Annotated in this window: 6 protein-coding genes; all 6 read right to left on the bottom strand. The window is 69.1% G+C overall.

Annotated elements, in window-relative coordinates; translation table 11 throughout:
* Window position 1: 1 nt before the first annotated feature.
* Genes QXZ94_RS12620 through QXZ94_RS12595 form a run of 6 tightly spaced genes read right to left on the bottom strand, consistent with a single transcriptional unit; the run spans window position 2 to window position 18,449 of the window.
* Window positions 2-1,099 carry a patatin-like phospholipase family protein gene (locus QXZ94_RS12620; RefSeq protein ID WP_315720675.1) on the bottom strand — a complete coding sequence of 366 codons (1,098 nt, stop codon included), beginning with the start codon at window positions 1,097-1,099 and terminating at the stop codon, window positions 2-4.
* On the bottom strand, window positions 1,096-5,094 hold the full coding sequence (locus tag QXZ94_RS12615) for an amino acid adenylation domain-containing protein (RefSeq protein ID WP_315720674.1): 3,999 nt from the start codon (window positions 5,092-5,094) through the stop codon (window positions 1,096-1,098). The genes QXZ94_RS12620 and QXZ94_RS12615 overlap by 4 nt, the downstream gene beginning before the upstream one ends.
* Window positions 5,091-9,602: a polyketide synthase gene (locus tag QXZ94_RS12610; protein WP_315720673.1), complete on the bottom strand. Its 4,512-nt coding sequence runs from the start codon at window positions 9,600-9,602 to the stop codon at window positions 5,091-5,093. The genes QXZ94_RS12615 and QXZ94_RS12610 overlap by 4 nt, the downstream gene beginning before the upstream one ends.
* Window positions 9,599-12,907, bottom strand: a complete 3,309-nt coding sequence (locus QXZ94_RS12605; RefSeq protein ID WP_315720672.1) for an amino acid adenylation domain-containing protein — start codon at window positions 12,905-12,907, stop codon at window positions 9,599-9,601. Before QXZ94_RS12605 ends, QXZ94_RS12610 begins: the two co-directional genes overlap by 4 nt.
* Window positions 12,904-17,298, bottom strand: a complete 4,395-nt coding sequence (locus tag QXZ94_RS12600) for a type I polyketide synthase (protein WP_315720671.1) — start codon at window positions 17,296-17,298, stop codon at window positions 12,904-12,906. The genes QXZ94_RS12605 and QXZ94_RS12600 overlap by 4 nt, the downstream gene beginning before the upstream one ends.
* Window positions 17,295-18,449, bottom strand: a complete 1,155-nt coding sequence (locus QXZ94_RS12595; protein WP_315726223.1) for an MFS transporter — start codon at window positions 18,447-18,449, stop codon at window positions 17,295-17,297. Before QXZ94_RS12595 ends, QXZ94_RS12600 begins: the two co-directional genes overlap by 4 nt.
* Window positions 18,450-18,460: the final 11 nt, after the last annotated feature.

Here is an 18,460-nt window from a genome sequence, read left to right as displayed (position 1 = left end):
CTCACGCTCCAGGCTCCAGCGTCGTATCGGGCTGCAGCGCGGGCGTGATCACGTCGCGGCCCTCCGGGCCCGGTGGAACGTCGCCGATCCAGCCCTGGACGTGCAGCCATTGGCAGATCTCGTCGACCGCGGCCTCGACGTCGGTATGGGCAAGCGCGTCCTCGATGACCTTGCGCGTTTGGCCGACGTCGAACGGATGCGGTGCTGCATTGAAATAAGGATCGATGCGCTTGAAATTGGTGCCGAGTAGTTGAGCGCATTGATATTCGATGATGGCACCGCCGCCGCGGATGGCGAGCCGCACCAGCAGCATCGGCTCCTTCGGCGACAGCAGCCATTGGCCATAGCCCCAGTCGGCAATGCCGTCGACGATCTCAGGCTTCACCGACAGCGGCTTGCGCCCACAGCCGACGGAGAGCACGCTGATGCTCTCGACGTCGATCGGCTGACCGGCCGCGCGGCGCTGCTCGAACACGGCCGACACGGCGCACATCGACGGATTGTTGGCAACCAGCCCGCCATCGAGATAGCCGATGTCGCCGCCGGCGATGCTTGCGAAGATCGGGCTGATCACGGGAATGTTGCTGGTGCGCAGAGCGACGTCAACCACGCGCTCGTCCGGCGAATAGTCGAGGATGCCGGGAATGTTGTGGAACAGCCGCGGTCGCCATTGGCGTTGCCGCTCTCCGGCGTGCTCGTGATGGAGCTGGAACGCCGGTACGACGACGCGGCGCTTGAGGTCGCCGAGCCGCGTGTCGGCACCGAAATAGCTGACCAGGAAATCGATCATGCGCTGGCGGTCATCGAACGCCTTGGCGCCGACGAAGCCGGCGACGAGGCGGGTCGGCTTGAAGGTGAAGGTGGTGTCGAGGATATGCTCCCAGAACCCGAGGGCGCCCTCGATGCCGTGATCGGGATCCTCATGGGCCGCGAGGAACAGCGCGTTCAGTCCGCCGGCCGACGTGCCGGCAATGATGTCGGCGCTGTCGAGAAAATGGCCGCCATGGCGGCCGATGCGGTCCGCCGTGCGCCGCAGCACCTCGGCCGTGACATAGCCGCTGATGCCGCCGTCCATGGCGAGGATGCGCTGATGTGTCATGGCTGCACTCCATCGCGTGTGGCAAGGCCGTTCATGATCGCGTCAGCAAGGGCTGCAACTGATTTGCGTCCGAGCAGGGTCAGATGGGCCGCGCGCACGACGCGGATCTCGGGCGCTCGCGTCAAATGCGGACAGATTGTTTCGACCAGCGGATCGTCGGCAGCAATGGCGCCGTCCGTGCTGGCCCGGACGATCAGCGTCGGTCCGCCATAGGTGCCGGGTGCGTAGTCCAGCCAGGCGCGGCTGAGCGCCGTGAAGCAGGGCCAGCGTCGCATCAGCTCACGGGCGAGGCCGATCACCACCCGCGCGGTGCCGGTGTTGCGGTCGCCGGCGAGCCGCGCCAGATCGGTGATGTCGGCAGGTGATCGCGGTATGCTGCGCAGCAGTTCGCGGCCGAGCCCGACGGCCAGGGCGCCGATGCGCAGCGGACTGCGCCTGGCGCTCCGCCAGGGCAGGCCGGCATCGATCAGCACCAACTGCACAGGCTCACCCGCGGCCTCCAATTGCCGGGCCATCTCGAACGCGATGGCGCCGCCGAGCGACCAGCCGCCGACGCGATAAGGACCGCGCGGCGCCACCTGGCGAACGAGCGCGACATAGCTTGCCGCGAGCTGCGTGAGGTCTTGCGCCTGCTCGGCCGCCGGCGCCTCGAGGCCGAACACCGGCCAGTCCCGCGGCAACGCGTCGGCCAGCGCGCCGTAGCCCAGCGACGTGCCGATCGCCGGATGCACCAGGAACAGGGGAGCTGCGTTGCCCTCGCGCCGGAACGGCAGCATCTGATCCGGCAGGCCGGGTGCATCGCTGGTCGACGTCAGCGCCCGGGCGATCTGCGCGATGCTCGATCCTGCAAACAGGGTCGCCAGAGCCAGCTCGCGGCCGGTCAGGCGCTGCAACCGGTCCCGCAACGTCAACAGCAGCAGCGAGTGGCCGCCGAGCGTGAAGAAGTCGGCGTCGCGATCGAGCTCGGCGGCCTGCGCGGCATCGCGCCCGAGCACGCCGGCCACGATGCCTGCGACCTGCATCTCGACCTCGCCGGCAGGCGCCGCGCGGCGCGGCGCCGAGCTGCCCCCGGAGAGGGCCACCAGCGCCGACAGATCGAGCTTGCCGTGGCGTGTGCGCGGCATCGCCGGCACGGCGACGATGCGGTCCGGAACCATGTAGCCGGGGAGGCGCTGGCGGAGAAACTCCGCAAGCTCAGCGCCATCGAGCTTTGCGGACTCACGTGGGGCGGCAAAGGCGACGAGACATCCATCACGCATCGTCACGGCGGCTTCTGTGACGTCCGGATGCCGTGCGAGCGCAGCCTCGATCTCGGCCGGTTCGACGCGGTGACCGCGCAATTTCAGCTGCTGGTCGGCTCGGCCGAGATAGGCAATTCGTCCATCGTGCTCGAGCCGGCCGCGGTCGCCGGTGAGATAGAAGCGCTCGCCGGGCGCAAGCCGCAGGTCGGTGCGGAAGCGTGCCGCAGTCGCCTGGGCATCGCCGAGATAGCCGCGCGCAAGTCCGACGCCGCCGATCGCAATCTCGCCCGCAATGCCGCTCGGCAGCGCCGCGCCCTTGGCGTCGACCACCGCCACGCGATGACCGCGAATCGGCCGGCCGATCGTCGGTGCCGCATCGCTCTCGACGCGCGCGATGGTGCTCCAGACCGTCGTCTCGGTTGGGCCGTAGGCGTTGAACAGCTGCACGGCGTTCGCCCACGCGCCAAGGCCAGCCGGACAGGTCTCACCCGCGACCACGACCGCGGCAAGGGACGGATGATCGGCGGGGCGCAGATGACTGAGCAGCGTTGGCGGCAGCGTGACATGCGTCGCGCCGCCGTCGCGGATGCGTGCGGAGACGGAGAGCCGGTCGACCGTGTCACCCCGGTCGGGCAGCAGCAGGGTGGCGCCATGGCCCAGCGCCATCACGACCTCGAAGATGAAGGCATCGAAGCTGATTGCGGCGAACTGCAGCACGCGCGCGGTCCGGCCATCAGGGATGATGTCGTCGGCTTGCGCATCGGCGAGGTTGGAGAGACCGCCATGCTCGACCATGACGCCTTTCGGACGCCCGGTGCTGCCCGAGGTGTAGATGAGATAGGCGAGTTGGTTCGTACCCGGCAGGGGCAGCGAGCGCGGCGTGGCGTTCGCCAAGAGCTCGGCGACGGAAGCCTGGGGCACATCGACCTCAAGCGGCTGCGCCGCCGATGCAGTCGTTAGCATCAGCGCCGGCCGCGCGTCCGCGATCAGCTCGGCGATGCGCGCCGGCGGCAGATCGTGCGCGAGCGGAAGATAGCAGCGACCGCTGCGCCAGATCGCCAGCAGCGCAATGATCAGCGCCGGGGAGGATGGCCCGAGCACCGCGACGACCGTGCCCTCCGGCGTGCGCTCGGCGAGCGCGGCAGCGAGCGTCTCGACACGCGACCCGAGCTCACGATAGCCGATCTGCTCGCCGCGGCAGATCACGGCCGGGTGGTCCGGACGCGCCGCCGCATGATGTGCGAAGCGCTCGGGGAGGCTCACATAAGGCGACGCAGGTACACCCATGGACTGCGCCGAGAGTGCCTCTCGCTCGGCAGACGTCGTCAGAGCGAGGTCGGCGACCGCCGTTGCCGGCCGCGTCACGGCGCTCGTCAGCAACGCGCGAAAACGCTCCGCAAAGGCCTCCATGCTCTCGCGTGAGAACAGGCTCGCCGCGTAGGTCAGCACGCCGCGCCAGCCACCGGCGCCGTCGGGAAATAAATGCAGCTCGAGATCGAAACGCGTGGCTTTGTAGTCAGCCGACAGGATCGTGACCACGCTGTTGCCGAGCCGGCCCGTGGCCGGAAAATCCGGCTGCACCGACAGCGCCACCTGCACCAGCGGATTGCGCGAGGGATCGCGCGGCGGATTGAGCGCCTCGACCAGCCGGTCGAACGGGGTCAGCGCATGATCGAGCGCGGCCATCGCCGTGCGATGCGTCTGCTTGACGAGCTCGGCGAAGCTGCGCTCCGGATCGAGCCGCTGGCGCATCACCAGCGTGTTGACGAAGAAGCCGATCAGGGACTCCAACTCGGGACGTTGGCGATTGGCAGTGACCGAGCCGATCGCGAGATCCTGTTCGCCGGTGTAGCGGTGGAGCAGGGCGGTGAAGGCGGCGAGAAACACGACGAAGGCCGATGTGCCGTGCTGGCGCGCCAGGGCATCGACGAGCCGGCCATGCTGCGGCGGGATCGTCACCGCAACGGCATCGCCCGTGTGGCTCTGCTGCGGCGGCCGCGGCCAATCGGTCGGGAGTTCCGTGACCGGCAGGCCGGCCAGCGTCTGGCGCCACCATTCCAGCGCGCCGGCAAGGCGTTCGTCGTCGCCGGCTTCGTGATAAGCGAGATCGGCGTAATCGATCGCCAGCGGCGGCAGCCTCTCGCCACGATAGAGCGCATCAAGGTCGCGCAGCAGCACGCCGACGCTCCAGCCGTCGGTAACGATGTGATGGAGATTGAGCAGCAGCGCGTGGTCGCGCTCGCCGAGCTTGACGAGTTCGGCCGCGATGAGCGGCGCGCAGGTGAGATCGAACCGGTGCTGGGCGTGCCGGACCACGGCAAGGTTCAGCCGCTCCTCGCGTTCCTCAGAGCCCAGCTGCGACAGGTCGCTATGTGCGAGCCCGACATCGACGCTCGGCGCAATCAGTTGGCACGGTTCGCCGTCGCGTTCGCCGAACGAGGTTCGCAGCACCGCATGGCGGGCCACCAGCGCGCGCAGCGCAATCTCCAGGCGTTCGGCATCGAGCGGCCCGGTGAGTCTCAGCGGCAGCGGTGAGTTATAGGCGTAGTCGCCCGGCGACAGCCTGTCGAGGAACCAGAGCCGGCGCTGTGCGGCCGTCAGCGGCGCGGTGCCGCCAGCGGCCGGCAGCACCTTGCCGATGGGCGAGAGCGTTGCTTCGGAAGCGCGCGCAGTCGCAAGCTGCGCATTCAGCGCCGCCCGTTGTGCCGGCGAGAGCTGCCGCAGCCGCTCGGCGATCTCTGCTGCCGCGGTCATGAGGCCAGCGCCTCCGGCATGCTGCCGCCCGCGAGCTGATCCAGGCCGTCGAGCAGCCTGGTCAGGGTCGCCGTGTCGGTCGTCTCAGTCAGGGCTTGGCCCATGTGGAGCGCCATGCCTGCGACGGTCGGCGCGGCGAAGAATGTCTTCAGCGACAGGCGGACGCCGAACTGATCGGTGACGCGCGCCAGCAGTTGCACCGCGCGCAGCGAATGACCGCCGAGATCGAAGAAGTTGTCGTCGGCGCCGACCTTGGCTATCCCGAGCAACTGGCCCCACAACGTGGCGAGGCGGCTCTCGATCTCGCCCTCCGGCGCGCGGTAGGCGGTCCGGCGCTGCGCGGCGTGCGGCTGTAGCGCAGCCGCCCTCTCGGCGCTCTCATCACGCGCGATCCAGATCTGGCGGCGCTGCGCGAGGTCGCCGCGGGTGACCACGAACTGCTCGGCGTCGCCCTGCAGGATGATGCGCAGGATCGCGGTGAGGCTTTCCGACGGGCGCATCGCGAACGCATCCATGCTCGTGGCGGCGCCTCCCGCAAGCTCATCGTCGCGGGTCAACCACCGGTCCCAATTGGTGCTGACCCAGTCCGTCGTGCCTTGCCGGCTGCGGAGCGCCGCGGCCGCATCCAGCACCTGGTTGGCGGCCGAGTACGCGGCGAAGCCGAGGCCGCCGAGAATGGCGGCGTTCGACGACAACAGCACGACGAAGCGCGGCGGCTCCGCGCATGCGGCGACGGCGGCGTCGAGGCCATCGAGCCCGGCGAGCTTGGGAGCAAATTGCGCGGCCGCATCCTCCGGCGTGAGCTGGAGGATGGGGCTGATCAGGGCGGTGCCGCTGGTCACTGCGGCCGCATGGATGATCCCGGCGACCGGACCATGCGTGCGTTCGAGGGCGATCATGGCTTGCGCCATGGCTGCGGGATCGGCGACGTCGGCGGCCACGACATCGATGGAGAGGCCTTCGCGACGCCACCGGCGCAGCGTTGCGATGCGCTCGGCGTCCCGGGCATCACAAGCGCTCCAGCGGCTTTCGTCCGGAAATCCGGGCCGCACGATCAGCGCGACGCGGGCGCCGAACTGGCGCGCCAGATGGTCCGCGAGCAGCCGGCCGACACGGCCGAGGCCGCCCGTGATCACCACGAGATCGCCGGAAGCGATGTTGCGGATCAGCGCTGCATCGGAGCCGAGTTGCGCCGGCGTGTAGTCCCTCAGCCAGCGTCGGCGCCCGCGCAGGGCCACGATGGGCTCCAGGCGGACGGCGCTGATCTCGCGTAGCAGGCCATCGACGGCAGTCTGTGGCGATCCACGGCGGTCGAGGTCGACGACGCTGACTTCGCAGCCCGGGAATTCCTGCGGCAGGACCTGGGCCACCCCGAGCAACGTCGGACGCGCTGCGATCAGTTCGTCCTGGGGGTCGACGAGCACGGTATCGCGCACGCCGATCACGATGCGCGCGGGCGGCGCATGTCCCGCGGTCGCGCAAGCCTGCATCAAGCCGACGATCGTCATGAAGCCGTTGCTCACCTCGGCGTCGGCTCCGCTATCGGCACCTGCACTCCAGAGGTGAACGGCGAGTGCAGGTGCAACGCCGGCTGCGACGAGGAGCAGATTGAGGTCCTCGGCCGAGCCGGGACGAATTTGGAAACGATCCTGATCGTCGATCGCAAAGCCGTCGCCGGCGGTGACGCAAAGCACCGGATCGTGCCCGGCCTTGCGCAGCCCGGTGATCACGTCGGCAGACATGACGCTGTCGTCGTCGAACACGAGCGCCGCACCCGAGACGGCGCCGGGTCGCGGTGCCGGCGGCAGCGCCCGGCGCCAGGCAGGCAGATAGAACCACTCGTCGATCGGCTTGTCAGTTGCCGCGCCGCGGCGCTCGCCAGGCGCGGGCGCGTCGATCCACAGCCGGTTGCGTGCGAACGGATAGGTCGGCAGTGGCACGCGGACGCCGTCCGGGACGCCTGCGGTTGCGGAGAGATCGACGTCGACGCCCGCGCACCACAGCTGGGCGGCGGCGGTCAGCAGCACGGCCTTGTCATCGTCATCGACGCCGGCTTTGCGCAACGACGTCACCCGGTGGTGGTTCGCGCCGTAGGCGGGATGCTGCGCGGCCAGCATCGTGCAGGCTTCGCCCGGGCCGCATTCGATCAGGACGAGGTCAGGCTCGCGCAGCAGCACGGCCAATGCACGATCGAAGCGGACCGTGCGGCGCAGATGCGCGATCCAGTAGTCGGGCGTGAGCTCGCCTGGCCGAAGCCAATCGCCCGAGAGACTCGAGATCATCTGGCACGACGGTGCGCGCTGCGGCACCTCGGCAAAGCCGGCGGCGAAGGCGGGCATCACGCCGTCGATCGCGCGCGAGTGACCGCCGACATTGAGGACAAGGCGCTGGGTGCGAATGCCGTGCGCCTCCAGCTTGCGCTCCAACTGGTCGATGTCGGCCGCGGGGCCGGAGAGCGTGCACAAGGCCGGGCCATTGATGGCGGCAAGGTCGATCTCGGGCCCCGCCAGCGCCATCGCCGTCTCGCTCGGAGCCATCACCGCCAGCATCGCGCCGGCCGCGCTTGCATCCTGGAGTGCCGAGCGCAAGGCGACGATGCGGGCGGCCTCGGCCAGCGTGAACACGCCAGCGAGCGTCGCGGCGGCATATTCGCCGAGACTGTGGCCGAGCATGATGTCGGGCGTGACGCCGCGCGTTTGCCATAGCCGCCCCAGCGCATAGGACACCGCGAACGTCGCGGGCAGCGTGACGCGGGCGCTGCGATCGGCCGGCGTGTCCGCGGCGTCGCGGATCAGCGGCAGCACATCGACGCCGGCAGCGCTGAGATGCGCGGCGACATCGAGCAGTGCGTCACGGAACGCAGGCTCCTGGTCGAGCAGTCGGCGCGCCATGCCGGGATAGGCAACGCCGCCGCCTGGAAACAGGAACGCGCATTTCGGCCGCGCCAGCGCGCGGGCGCCGACGCGGCGTCCGCTTCGGCCCGATAGCGTCGCGGCGGCCTCGTCCGCGTCACGCGCGATGACGGCGCTGCGCTGATCATGAGCCGTACGTCCGACCTGCTGCGTATAAGCGGCGTCGGCGAGCGTGACCTCACTGCCGGCCAGGCGACTGGCGAGCGCCGCGCCCAGTCGCTCGACACCGTCCTCGTCGCGCGCGGAGAATGGCAGCACGCGCCAGCTTCCGTCTCGTCCGGCGTTTCGCTGCGCCGTGAAGCTCTCGACCACGACATGAGCGTTGGTGCCGCCGATGCCGAAGGCGCTGACACCGGCGCGACGGACTGCGTCGCTCCAGGGCTTGGAGTCCGTCGCGAGATAGAACGGGCTGGCGGCGAAGTTGATCGCCGGGTTGGGCGTGTTGATGTTGATGGTCGGCGGGATGATGCCGTCACGCACCGCGCAGACCGCCTTGATCAATCCGGCGACGCCGGCGGCGGCGTCGAGATGGCCGACATTGCCCTTGAGGCTGCCCAGCGCGCAGAAGCCATTCCGCTGCGTGGTCTCGCGGAACGCCTGCGTCAACGCGCTGACCTCGATCGGATCGCCGAGCCGTGTGCCCGTGCCGTGCGCCTCGATCAGTCCGATTTCATCGGCGGTGATGCCGGCGAGCTGCTGCGCCAGCAGCACCGCCTCGGCCTGTCCCTCGACGCTCGGCGCGGTAAAGCTCATCTTGCGGCCGCCATCATTGTTGATGGCGCTGCCGCGGATGACGGCATGGATGACGTCGCCGTCGGCCAGCGCTTCCGAGAGCCGCTTCAGCACGACCATCGCGGCCGCATTGCCGGGCACAATGCCGTCGCCCGCCGCGTCAAACGGACGGCAATGGCCGTCGCCGGAGAGCACCGACCCCTCCTGGTGCAGATAGCCGCCGGTGAGCGGCAGGCTCACGGTCACGCCGCCCGCCAGCGCGGTGTCGCATTCGAACGCGAGCAGGGCGCGGCAGGCCATGTGCACGGCGACCAGCGAGGTCGAGCATCCCGTCTGCACGTCGACCGCGGGGCCGTGCAGATCGAGCTTGAATGCCAGCCGTGTCGCAAGAAAATCCTTCTCGTTGCCGATGAAGATCTGGTCGTCGCCTTCGGCCGCGCGCGGATTGTCGGTGAGGTTCGATAGCCAGTAGCCGGCACGGGCGGCCCCGGCGAAGACCCCGGTCCACCCGGCGATGCCGCCGTTGCGATAGCCGGCGCTCTCGAGCGCGGCATGGCCGACCTCGAGCAGCAGCCGATGCTGCGGATCCATCAGCATGGCCTCGCGCGGCGAATAGCCGAAGAAGCCGTGATCGAAGCAGTTGGCGTCCTCGAGCACGGCCTTGGCGCGGACATAATCGGGCCGGGAGGATAGTGACGCGGGAACTCCGGCTTTAGAGAGATCCTCGTCGCTCAGTGCGCGCACCGATTCGATGCCGGCCTGCAGATTGCGCCAGAAGGTCTCGACGTCGGGCGCGCCGGGGAAGCGCCCGGCCATGCCGATGACTGCGATCGCCTCACGCTCGGTCGAAGGGCTCTCTGTCATCGCAGGCCCTCTCCACGCATGCGCTGGGCCCGACTGCGAACGCTGCTTGCGGCACCGATACCAGCCGGCTGCGCGGCGGAGTTGATATGGCGCGCCAGCGCAGCGACGGTCGGAAACTGAAACAGGTCGGCGATGGCGAGCGGCACCGCGAATTGGCTCGTCATCCTGTCGAAGGCTTGCACCACCAGCAGCGAATTGCCGCCGAGCTCGAAGAAGGTGCTGTCGCAATCGACATCGTCGCGGCGGAGCACGGTGCGCCAGATCGCAGCGATCGCCTGTTCGGTCGGGCTGCGTGGGACGGATTGGCTCTGCGCCGGCGGCGCGAATGGACGGCCGAGCACGGCCAGCGCGGCGCGATCGATTTTGCCGTTGCCGGACAGCGGCAGCATGTCGAGCCGCAGGAAGCGGGTGGGCATCATGTAATCGGGCAGCCGAGGCCGCAGCCAGTCGCGCATCGCGTGCAGCGTCAGAGAGGCCGACCGTGGGACGACATAGGCCGCGAGCTGGCCGCGGCCGGTTTCATCCGGCTCGGCGGTCACGGCGCAGTCGGCGATGTCAGGATGGGCTGCCAGCACGACCTCGATCTCACCTGGCTCGACGCGGTAGCCGCGGATCTTGATCTGGCCATCGCGCCGGCCGAGGAAGCAGAGTCGTCCATCGCGGTTCAGCTTGACGAGATCACCGGTGCGGTACATGCGCGCCCGGTCGTGCGCGCTGAACGGATCGGCCACGAAGCGTCCGGCGGACGGCTCATCCGGGCCGAGATAGCCATCGGCGACCTGCATGCCGCCAATGCAGAGCTCGCCCGCCATCCCGAAGGGTTGCAGCCGGTCCTGTGCATCGAGCACGTAAAGCCGATTGCCGGGCAGGGCGCGTCCGGCCGCAGGCAAATTCGGCCAGCGGAAGGCGTCGCCGTCGAGCACCTCTTCGCTTACGACATGGGTCTCGGCGGGGCCGTATTGGTTGATCAGCCGGAGGCTGGGATGCCGGACGAACAGGGCGCGGACTTCGTCCGTCATTTGGGGCTGCTCCCCCGCGGTGATGATCTCACGCAGGCCGTCCAGACGTTGGTTCGAACTCGTCGCGCCGCGCGCGAGCAGGGCGATCAGGGCGAATGGCAGATACACCCGCTCGATCCGCTGCCGTGCGATCAGCCTTGCCAATTGCTGCGGATCACGCCGCTCTGCCGCGGTGGCCGGGATCAGCGTGCCACCGGTCAGCAGCGTGAACAGCACCTCCTGGATCGCAACATCGAAGCCGACAGCCGACGACTGCAGGGTCCGCATCGGCTCCGCATGTTTGGCGCGTTGTGCGGCCATCAGGTTCGCGAAGGCGCCGGCGGGCATGCGGATGCCCTTAGGTACTCCGGTCGATCCTGAGGTGAAGACGATATAGAGCGGCGCATCGCGGCGCGTCGCCCGCGGCGGAATCGCCCCGGAGCCCAGGTCGGGCATCAGCTCGCCGATGGTCGCCCGCTCGGCGCCGACGTCTGCGCTGCCATCGTGCTCGTTCGCACACAACACCAGCATTGCACCAGCCAGGGTGATCTGCTGCGCCAGGCGCAAGGGCGGCAAGTCCGGATCGATCGGAGCAAAGGTGAAGCCGAAGCGGGCGCAAGCCAGCATTGCACAGACGAGATCGCGGCCGCGCGGCAGCAGCAACGCGATCACGTCTCCCGCCGCAAGACCGCGTGCATGCAGTGCTGATCCGATCCGGTCGGCACGATCGAACAGCTGATCATAGGTGAGGTCCGGACCGGATTCGTCGCGATAGGCGCATTGTCCGGCAAAGTCGACGCGCGCCTGCGTGAGCAGCGCGCCGAGATCGACTTCCGAAGCCGGGCCGCCATCGCCGGCAGCGATGATGTCGGCCTGCGCTGCCGCATCGAGCAAAGAATGGCCGGCGAGCGGCAGGTCCGGCGCTGCCACCGCGGCTGTGAGCCAGACCTTCAGCATCGCGACCAGGCCGGTCATCGTCTCCCGGTCGAACAGGTCACTGTTGTAGAACAGGCTGCCGGTGAGCCCGGCGTCGATGTCGCGCGCGCCGGTCCAGCTCTGCCGCCCATCCCACAGATGCAGCTCGACGTCGAAGCGCGAGGCGGGCAGGCGATAGGGGAATGCGGCCGTCGAAAGTCCCTCCAGCTGAAGCGGCAGCATCGGCGCATTCTGCAATGCGAACAGCACCTGCACCAGCGGATTGCGACTGGTGTCGCGCGGCAGATCGAGATCGTCGACGAGCTTCTCGAACGGCAGATCCTGATGCGCCTGAGCCCGGATCATCGCTTCGCTGGTACGTCGAACGAGATCGCGGAAACTCTTTGCGTCCTCGAGATCGAGCCTGATCGCCAGCGTATTGACGAAGAAGCCGATCAGGTTCTCGAGCGCAGGATCGGTGCGACCGGCGACGGGCGTGCCGATCGCAAAGTCGCTCTGTCCGGCGAGACGACCGAGGACGGCGCGAAACGCGGCAAGCAGCACGCAATACAGCGTCGTCGATTGCTGTCGTGCCAGCTCGCGGGCCTCAGCGATCAGCGTCGCATCGAGGCTGAGATCGATCGCATCACCACGCAGCCGCGCCAGCGCCGGGCGCGGACGGTCGAGCGGCAGGTCGAGCGCGGGAACGCCGCCCAGCGCCGTCGTCCAGAAACCGAGCAGGTCTTGAAGGCGAGTCCCGCTGAGCTCGGCGCGCTGCGCGGAGCTGAAGCTCGCATAGTCGGTGGCGAGCGGCGCGAAGCTCGGGGCTTGCCCATGCCGGCGCGCGGCATAGGCCGCAGCGAGATCGCGATTGAACACCGCAAGCGACCAGCCGTCGGCGCAGATGTGGTGCAGCACGACGACCAGGACATGGCGCTGCGGCGCCAGCTGGATCAACCGGGCGCGGATCACCGACGCGCGCAGGTCGAACGGAGACGCGACTTCGGCATCGACCAGCCTGCGGGCCTCGTCCTCATCCGCCGCATCGACGACCGGCAGCGCGACGCGCATCGCGGGGCGCACCGTCTGCATGGGGCGTCCGTCGATCTCGGCGAAGACCGTGCGCAGCGGCGCATGCCGCGCGAGCAGATCGTTCAGCGCCTCGGTCAGAGCCGTGACGTCGAGCGGTCCGGACAGATCGAACGCGCCAGGGATGTTGTAGGCCGGGCTGCCGGGATTGAGCCGGTCGAGAAACCACAGCCGCTGCTGCGCAAACGACAGAGGATAGCTGTGCGGCTGGTCGTCACGGCGGCTGAGCAACTGCGCCAGCAGCGCGCGCTGCTCGGCGGCCGACATCGTCGCCAGATCGGTGGCCGGCCGCGCGGCGGTCATGTCGGTTGTCCCTCCGCCAGCAGCCGTTCGAGCAGGCGATTGACCTCTTCGCCCGACATGACCTCGACCATGCGACGCGCTTCCTCGCTCACCGGCCGGGCGAGCTCGCCCTTGGTTTTCGCGGGCGCGGCCGATGCTGCGGTGGCCAGGCGGTCGAGCGCGGCGGCGAGCCGGACCGGTGTCGTGTGCTCGAACAGAAGATCGGGCGTGACCGGCAACGCGAAGCGCAGCCGCAGCCGTGACACGACCTGGATCGCCTGCAGCGAGTCGCCGCCGAGATCGAAGAAGTCCCCGTCATGAGGCAGGTTGGCGCGTCCGAGCACCTCGGCGAAGATGTCGCGGATGCCGCGCGCGCGGTCGGTCGCGTCATCGACGACACCATCGTTGGAGGCCGTGGCATTGCCGGCGAGCGATGTCCATCGCGCAAGACGTTCGTCGAGATCGCCGCCGCACACGACGACCTGGCCGGTCAGCCCTCCGGCGACGACGCGCTCAATGGCCTCGATCGCCTGCGGCGTCGAAAGTGCGTAGCGCGCCGATGCAACGTCGCCGGCATCCAGGCCCTCGGCCCAGGCGTCCCAGCACAGCGACGCCCATCGACCGTCGCGCTCGGCATGCGCGTCGAGCCAGGCATTCGCGGCCGCATAGGATGAAAAGCCGAGGCCGCCGAGCAGCGAGGCCAGCGACGACATCAGGATACGAACGCTCAGTTCGCGTCGTCCGAGCACCGTTTCGAGCGCCTGCAATCCTGCGACTTTCGCCGCAAGCATGCGCGCGGACACGGCGTCATCAGTCGCCGGGACCGACGCGAAGGCACGAGTCTCGGCAGCCATGTGAATGACGCCGTCGAGCGGCCCGAAGCTGGCCTCCGCACGGGCGACGACGGCGACAAGGGCGGTCGCATCAGTCACGTCGCATGCGAATGCCTGAGCCGCGCCGCCCGTGGCGGTGACGTCTCGGAGGCGACGATCGAGGTCATCCGGCAGCGAGCGGCCGAGCAGCGACAAGCGTGCGCCATGCCGGCGCGCAAGCTCGCGTGCCACCGTCAGGCCGAGCCGGCCGAGACCGCCGGTGACGAGATAGTGCCCGTCCAGCCTCGCGTCTTCACCGATCGGGCCGACCGGGCGGAAGCCGCGTTCGAGCACGCGGCCGCCACGTAGCGCGGAGACCGCCGGGCCCGGTGCGGCGCAGGCTGCAAGCAGCGCTGCATCGGTCACGTCATGTCCGACGTCGATGACGCGCACGGTGACGTTCGGCTGCTCCTGGCCGAGCACGGTGGCGGGCCCGAGCATCAGCGCGGCCTCTGGATCGGGGCGGTCGTCGCTATCGACCGCGAACACATTGCGTGCAGCGATGGTCAGGTCGATGCGCGCAGCGATGTTGGCGGCATCGAGCGCGGCTCCAATCCGCAGCAGCGACTCGTAGCCGTGTTCCCGCGCATGACCCTCCCTTTGTTGCAGGAGGGCAAGATGCAGGATGCGATCGGGAGCCCCTTCGTGCAGACGTGCGACCAGCGCGCCACGGTCGGCAGTCGCGGGGACACGCACCAGCCGTCCACCAGCGCGAGCGACGGCGGCGACAAGGGCGTCGTCGAGCCCGCTCGTTGTCGCGCCGACGACCCAGGTCGTGCCGCTGAGCGGACTCGGCACGCGCCGAGGCCGGCGCTCCCAGGCCGGCAGCAACAGCACGTCGCGCTGCGCCGGCCGCTCGGCTGTGGTCGCCTGCGGGGGCGCCGCCGCATCGAGGTCGGCGATCATGTCGATGGCGTAGCGCGTCGCGCGGAACGGATAGGGCGGCAGCGCCACCGGCCGGTGTTTCCGGCCGGCATTAAAGGCGTGCCAATCCAGCTCGCAGCCTTGCACATAGAGCTCGGCAACCGCTGTGTAGGTCTCACATGCGTCGTCGATGCTCGACGACGGCTGCGGCAGCGCCGCCACGATCTCGGTGTCGGGTGTGCGGGCGGGGTGGCGACGGGCGAAGCCGGCGAGGGTGCGTCCCGGCCCGATCTCGATCAGGATGTGCGGGCCCTCCGCCAGCACCGAGCTCAATCCGTCATGGAAACGCACCGGGGACAGCGCCTGGCCGATCCAGTAGGCGGGATCGCAAGCCTCCGTCGCGCTCAGCCAGCGGCCATGGACATTCGAGGCGATCGGAAGGCGCGGAGCGGCCAGCGCGGTGCTTGCCAGCGCCGTGCGGAATGCGCCCAGCGCAGGCGCCAGCAGATGCGAATGGAAGGCGCGGGTCGCGGGCAGGCGTCGGGTCTGGACCCCCATAGACGTCCAGCGCGTCTCCTGCGCGGCGACTTCTCGCGGCGTGCCGGAGACGACACATTGCGCGGCGGTGTTGACCGCGGCCAGCCGGAGATCGGGCCCGAGGTCGCCGAGGGCAGCTTCGCTCAGCGCAACCGCGAGCATCGCGCCTTCGGGGCTCGCCTGCATCGCTTCGCCGCGCGCAACGACCAGCGCGAGTGCAGCGTCTTCCGTCATCACGCCGGCGAGACAGGCGGCGGCGATCTCGCCGATGCTGTGGCCGATCAGCCGGTCGGGCATCAGCCCCCACTGCATCAGCAGCCGGGCGAGCGCATATTCGATCACGAACAGCGCCGGTTGGGTCCAGCGGGTGTCGCCGAGACCCGCGGCACCGGCAGCGCCATCGGCGATGACGTTGCGGATATCCACGCCGGTAAGACGCAGGAGCGTTGTCGCGCAGCGGTCGATGATGTCCTTGAACGACGGCTCGGTCCGAAGCAGGCCGGCTCCCATGCCGGCGAACTCCGCGCCTTGACCGGGAAACATGAAGCACAGCGGGCGCTTCGTTGCCCCGACGCGGCTGGCGATCACCGCGCCGCTGCCCGCGCATGCATCACGCGCTTCGCCGGCTGTTGTCGCGACGATCGCGCGCCGACGCGCGAAATGGCGGCGCCGGGTCTGCAGCGTGAAGGCGACGTCGGCGATTTCGGGCGGCTGCGGCGCCAGCAGCGCCTCGCCGAGCCGGCGGACCATGGCGTCGGCGACCTCGTCGTCATGGGCCGAGAGCGGCAGGATCAACGGACGTTCGTTCGCCGCCGCCGGCACGTCCAACGCAGGTGCCTCTTGCAGCACGGCATGGGCGTTGGTGCCGCCGATGCCGAATGAACTCACGGCCGCCAGTCTCGCGCCGTCCGACGTCCACGCGTGCAGACGGTCGTTGACGGCAAAGCGGGTGCGGCCCAGCTCCAGCTTGGGATTGGCCGCGCGATAATGCAGCGTCGGCGGAATTTCCCGGTGATGCAGAGCAAGCGCGGTCTTGATCAGTCCGGCGACGCCAGCGGCCGCCTTGAGGTGTCCGACATTGCTTTTCAGCGAGCCGATCCAGCAACGCGCCTCGCCCGGCGCGCCCGGGCCGAAGGCGTCGGCGAGCGCAGCGATCTCGATCGGATCGCCCATCACCGTGCCGGTGCCGTGCGCTTCGATGAAGCCGATCTCGGCGGCATCGACACCGGCCACCTTGCGAGCGAGCGTCACGACGTCGGCCTGGCCCTGGATGCTCGGCGCGGTGAAGCCGACCTTGCGGCCGCCGTCATTGTTGATGGCGGTTCCGCGGATCAAGGCATAGATGCGGTCGCCGGCCGCGAGCGCGTCCTCGACCCGCTTCAGCGCGACGACGCCGACGCCATTGGAGGGCAGGGTGCCGGCCGCGTCGGCATCGAACGGACGACAGCAGCCGTCCGGCGATTCCACCGAGCCGTGAGCGAACGTGTAGCCCTCGACATTGGGCGTGCTGATCGACACGCCGCCGGCCAGCGCCAGGTCGGATTCGAAAGTCAGCAGCGACTGGCAGGCGAGATGGACGGCGACCAGGGAGGTCGAGCACGCGGTCTGCACCGTCAGGCTCGGTCCGCGCAGGTCGAGCTTGTAGGAGACGCGGGTGGCGAGGAAGTCGGGGCTGTTGCCGAAGAAGATCGGCGTCGACCTGGCGGCTTCGACGACATCGCGTGCGCGCGCGAGCAGCGCAGCCTGGTGGCTCTGCTCGGCCTCGCCCGCGAACACGCCGATCCAACCCTTGAACGTTGCGGGATCGCAGCCGGCATCCTCGAGCGCGTGCCAGCAGCTCTGCAGAAACCAACGGTGCTGCGGATCGAGATAGGCGGCCTCGCGCGGCGGGATGCCGAAGAAGTCTGCGTCGAAGCAGTCGCCCTCGTCGATCACCCCCTTGGCGGGCACATAGTCGGGATGGTCCACGAGCGAGGCGGGGAGACCGGCTGCGACCAGTTCCTCCCTCGACAGACGCCGGACCCCGTTGCGGCCATCCCGCAACAGCGACCAGAACGCGGCGATGTCGGCTGCGCCCGGGAAACGCCCGGCCATGCCGACGATCGCAATGCTGCCGGGCGGCACGGACGGCGACGTCATGTGGCGGCAGCCGCACGCGCGATGGAGTTGCCGGCGAAGGCGGCGGCAAAGCCGATCAGCGCACTCACGAACATCAGGCTGAAGATCGGGGCATGCTCCGTGGTTTCGACAAAGCCGGCGGCTGCCGAGATCGCCGCCGCCAGCACCGTCATCAAGAACGTGACCAGCGCCGATGAGGTCGCGATGTCGCGCGTCGCCTCGGTGAGCGCCGCCGACCGGCCGACCACGACCGCCATGCCGAGGCCGAAGGTGAAGGTGCCGGCCGAGAGCAGAATGAGGATCACCGACGGTTCGAACACGCTGGTCAGCCAGCCGATCGCAGCGCCGAGAACCGCAAGGATGCAGCCGACGAGGATGTTGGCGTGCAGCGAGAGCCATTGTCGCCGCAGCGACTCCCGCACCACGATCGATCCGATGATGAAGGGGAGGAAGGCCACGAAGGCGAGAATGCCGTAGGTATGCACCGAGACCTTGAGCTGATGCATGAACAGGAACGGCGCGCTGATGAAGAAGATGGTGAGCGCGCCGGTCAGACAGCCGATCATCGTGGCGTACAGCACCAGCCGGCGCTGCCCCAAGGCGATGCGGTAGCTCTCCAATGTCACGACCAGATGCGGGCGCCTCCGATCCTCCTCGGCCGGTCGTGCCAATGTCTCCGGGCTGGCAAAGGCAAAGGGGCCGAGCGCGAGCACGACGGCCGCGAGCACCGCGAACAGGCCGCGCCAGCCCAGCGTTCCGACCAGCGATGTGCCGATGATCGGCGTCAGCGCCGAGGCGAGCGCCAGCGCGGTGCCGAGGCGGGCAAGGATCATCAACGTCGCCTGGGCATCACGGCTGTCGCGGATCATCGCCTGGCCGACCGTCGGGAGGACGCCCGCGCCAACCGACAGAATGAAGATGCCGATGAAGACGCCTGCCACGACCGGCGCCAGCGCTGCGATCACGGCGCCGAGGGCGAGCAGCGCCACGCCTCCGATGAGCACGGGGCGCCGTCCGAAACGATCCGCCAGGGGCCCCACCAGGATCTGGACGGAGGCATAGCCGGTCAGAAAAACACTCATCAGCATCTGCGAGCGGCCAGCTGAAATTTCAAAGTAACGACCGATCTCCGGCAGCGCCGGAGCAAAAACGAAATTCGATAGCTGCGACATGACGATGGCTG

This window comes from Bradyrhizobium sp. SZCCHNS2022 (assembly GCF_032377575.1).
In the GTDB taxonomy this organism is placed as follows: Bacteria; Pseudomonadota; Alphaproteobacteria; order Rhizobiales; family Xanthobacteraceae; genus Bradyrhizobium; species Bradyrhizobium aeschynomenes.
This window is presented reverse-complemented; position numbering and strand designations above follow the sequence as displayed.